At 33.3% G+C, this 2,691-nt stretch carries 5 protein-coding genes; all 5 read left to right on the top strand.

What is annotated here, in order from left to right:
- On the top strand, positions 1 to 435 hold a 435-nt coding region (locus EFD62_RS17700), incomplete at its 5' end, for a DUF7587 domain-containing protein (RefSeq protein ID WP_162302539.1).
- Positions 435 to 758: a hypothetical protein gene (locus EFD62_RS17155; protein ID WP_128706580.1), complete on the top strand. Its 324-nt coding sequence runs from the start codon at positions 435 to 437 to the stop codon at positions 756 to 758. The genes EFD62_RS17700 and EFD62_RS17155, both read left to right, overlap by 1 nt.
- Positions 759 to 818: 60 nt before the next feature.
- Complete coding sequence (locus EFD62_RS17160) at positions 819 to 1,259, top strand: NADAR family protein (RefSeq protein ID WP_128706581.1); 441 nt, start codon at positions 819 to 821, stop codon at positions 1,257 to 1,259.
- 276 nt (positions 1,260 to 1,535) lie between these two features.
- Positions 1,536 to 2,003 (top strand): macro domain-containing protein, encoded by a 468-nt coding sequence (locus tag EFD62_RS17165; protein WP_128706582.1) that lies wholly within the window; start codon positions 1,536 to 1,538, stop codon positions 2,001 to 2,003.
- 79 nt (positions 2,004 to 2,082) lie between these two features.
- Positions 2,083 to 2,250, top strand: a complete 168-nt coding sequence (locus tag EFD62_RS17590) for a hypothetical protein (RefSeq protein WP_155522926.1) — start codon at positions 2,083 to 2,085, stop codon at positions 2,248 to 2,250.
- The last annotated feature ends 441 nt before the right edge of the window (positions 2,251 to 2,691 follow it).

Below are 2,691 nucleotides of genomic sequence, written 5' to 3' on the forward strand. Positions count from 1 at the left end.
AATGCGGGAGTTGGTAACTTAAAAAGTCTTAACAAAGCTCCAAAAGGTGATAACATAGTTTATAGAGCTTTAAATCAAAAGGATTTTGATAGATTACAACAAGGTTTAGGCTTAGAAGCTAAGAATCCTACCGGTAATTGGAAACTTGATGAACATTTAGTTAGCGGATCTAGCAAAAAATCTTGGTCAAATGACCCGTGGATTTCAACAACAACAGACTTGGAAGTTGCAAAAGGATTTAATGAAGCAGGAAATAATTTAGGTGTGATTGCAATTGATATGAATAAAGTAAATTCAAAGGCATTAAAGGGATTTGAAATTTATCCAAGAGTAAATGGTGTTGAAGGATTACCTTACCACTATTCTATATGGCAACAAGAAGTATCAGTATTTGGCGAAATACCTTTAGATGCAATAATGGGGGTTGTAAAATAATGAACGATAGAATTGAAGAGATTACTAAATTGATCAATGATTTGACCACAGATTTGCTTGTGCCAATAAGAACCTCAAAATTGGTAAATAAAGAGGCTTTCTCAGAATTTTATAAGTTACTGGATGAAGTAATAAAATTAGTTAGTGAGAAAGAGTTAATTAACAGAAAATTAGCAGGATTACTATTCTTTATTTACACAACTATTTCAGCGGAAGCAGAACACACAAATTACTCAAGCCCTATATTTTTAGAGGCAAGTAAAATCGAAGATTACTTGAGTAAAATTTTATGGGATTCACCATTTGGCAAAGGTACAATCTGATTAATGAATTTAAGAAGTTATACGTAGGTGAAATAATAAATAATAGTTGAGGTATGTTATATGGCAATTATGTTTTACAAAGTAAATGATGAGTATGGTTGTTTTTCCAATTTTTCCAAGCATGGATTTGAGCTTAATGGTAAGTGCTGGAGTACAAGTGAACATTATTTTCAAGCTCAGAAATTTGCAGGAACGGAATATGAAGAAGAAATTCGACTATCTGCAACACCAATGGAAGCTGCTAACCTTGGGAGAGATAGAAATAAACCTTTAAGAAATGATTGGGAGCAAGTTAAAGATAGTATTATGAAAGAAGCCGTTTTGGCAAAATTTAAAACTCATGATGATATTCGAGAAATTCTTATATCAACTGAAGATAAAGAGATTATTGAAAAAACTACTAGTGATTACTATTGGGGTTGTGGTTCTAATGGCACTGGTAAAAACATGCTTGGTAAAATACTTATGGAAGTTCGTACAATCTTAAAAACAGATATTTAAGTTACAATTTGAAATATTGTGCTGGGGTAGCTCCCCCCAGCTTTCTTTTTATTTTTCAGTATATTTCTTTATATCCGAAATTACAGTTTTGAGCATTTGCTAAGATGCTAAGAAGCAAGAAACCCAAACCACCCTACATAAAAACTCCACAATCCAGTTTGAGCTTACCTCATAAGGAATAATCCGACGCGTCGAGTGTGCTGTTGTGGGATTTATTTTTATTATTATGGTAGAATTGAAATATCTACAAATAGAGAATAAAGAGGTGTGTATAGAATGCAAGAAATAAACTATATTAAGGGTGATGCAACAGCTCCAATTTCAAAAGGTGAAAAGATTATTTGTCATATATGTAATGATATTGGTGGTTGGGGAAAAGGTTTTGTATTAGCTATTTCAAGGCGTTGGAAGGAACCTGAAACAGAATACCGTAAGTGGCATAGAGAAAAAAGCAACTTTTTACTTGGAGAAGTGCAGTTTGTAAGAGTTGAACAGTATATTACAATAGCAAACATGATAGGTCAACGTGGAATTAAAACTGGCTCAAAAGGTGTACCAATTAGATATGATGCAGTGGAGAAATGCTTGGAAAAAGTATGTTCAAAAGCAAAAGAACTGGGTGCAAGTATACATATGCCAAGAATAGGATGTGGACTTGCAGGTGGTAAATGGGAAAAAATAGAGCCACTTATTATAAAAAATTTAATAGCAAATGACATAGAGGTTTTTGTATATGATTTTTAAAACAGATTTTATAAAAAAACAAGCCCTACCATATAGCAGTAGGACAACGCATTACTGATAGAAAATCAGTTCAAAATATATGATCTTCCGCGATCTTATTCAATCAATAGTAGTCGACCATGAAAACATAACAATCTACTATAATGAATATACCACAATCCGGCAAATGCTAAATAAAGTGTCTTTTGGTACAGTAGTACAACAGCCGGAAGAGTACGACTTTGGCAGGAGGAAGCTTAAGGCATAAATACTGAATTTCTCATTTTTGAAGCAGGATGACATTTTTCCTTTTTCAGCAGTTTTTTCACACTAGAATATAAAATACCGTACAGATTTCATAAAAAAACAGTATAGAAAGTATTCCTGAAAAGTATCTGCGTAGTCTACTCACGAAGCGATATCCCGGGTCTTTTGCCCCCATTGTTTAGAAACGCTGACGGAGGCATACTTTAAGAATCTTTGGAGTTGGCTTTAAATCGGCTTATGAAGTGTCTTTTAAGGAACTTGTAGAGCCAGAGCAGGAAAGGAATACGATAATAGATTTATTGTATTCCTTTCCTGCCCTGTAAGCAATTTTTAGACCCTTCGAAAAAACTACATATTTATACAAATAAAAATAAAGATTAAAGTGTTTTGGAAAATGTAATCTGAACAATCATTGTACTTTTCTGCCCCATTTTTTAGAGCC

This window comes from Acetivibrio mesophilus (assembly GCF_004102745.1).
GTDB classification, from domain to species: Bacteria; Bacillota; Clostridia; order Acetivibrionales; family Acetivibrionaceae; genus Hungateiclostridium; species Hungateiclostridium mesophilum.

Excerpts from the sequence above, each read along its gene's own strand:
- EFD62_RS17165 (WP_128706582.1), top strand. The coding sequence starts at position 1,536 with ATGCAAGAAATAAACTATATTAAGGGTGATGCAACAGCTCCAATTTCA.
- EFD62_RS17590 (WP_155522926.1), top strand. The coding sequence starts at position 2,083 with ATGATCTTCCGCGATCTTATTCAATCAATAGTAGTCGACCATGAAAAC.
- EFD62_RS17160 (WP_128706581.1), top strand. The coding sequence starts at position 819 with ATGGCAATTATGTTTTACAAAGTAAATGATGAGTATGGTTGTTTTTCC.
- EFD62_RS17155 (WP_128706580.1), top strand. The coding sequence starts at position 435 with ATGAACGATAGAATTGAAGAGATTACTAAATTGATCAATGATTTGACC.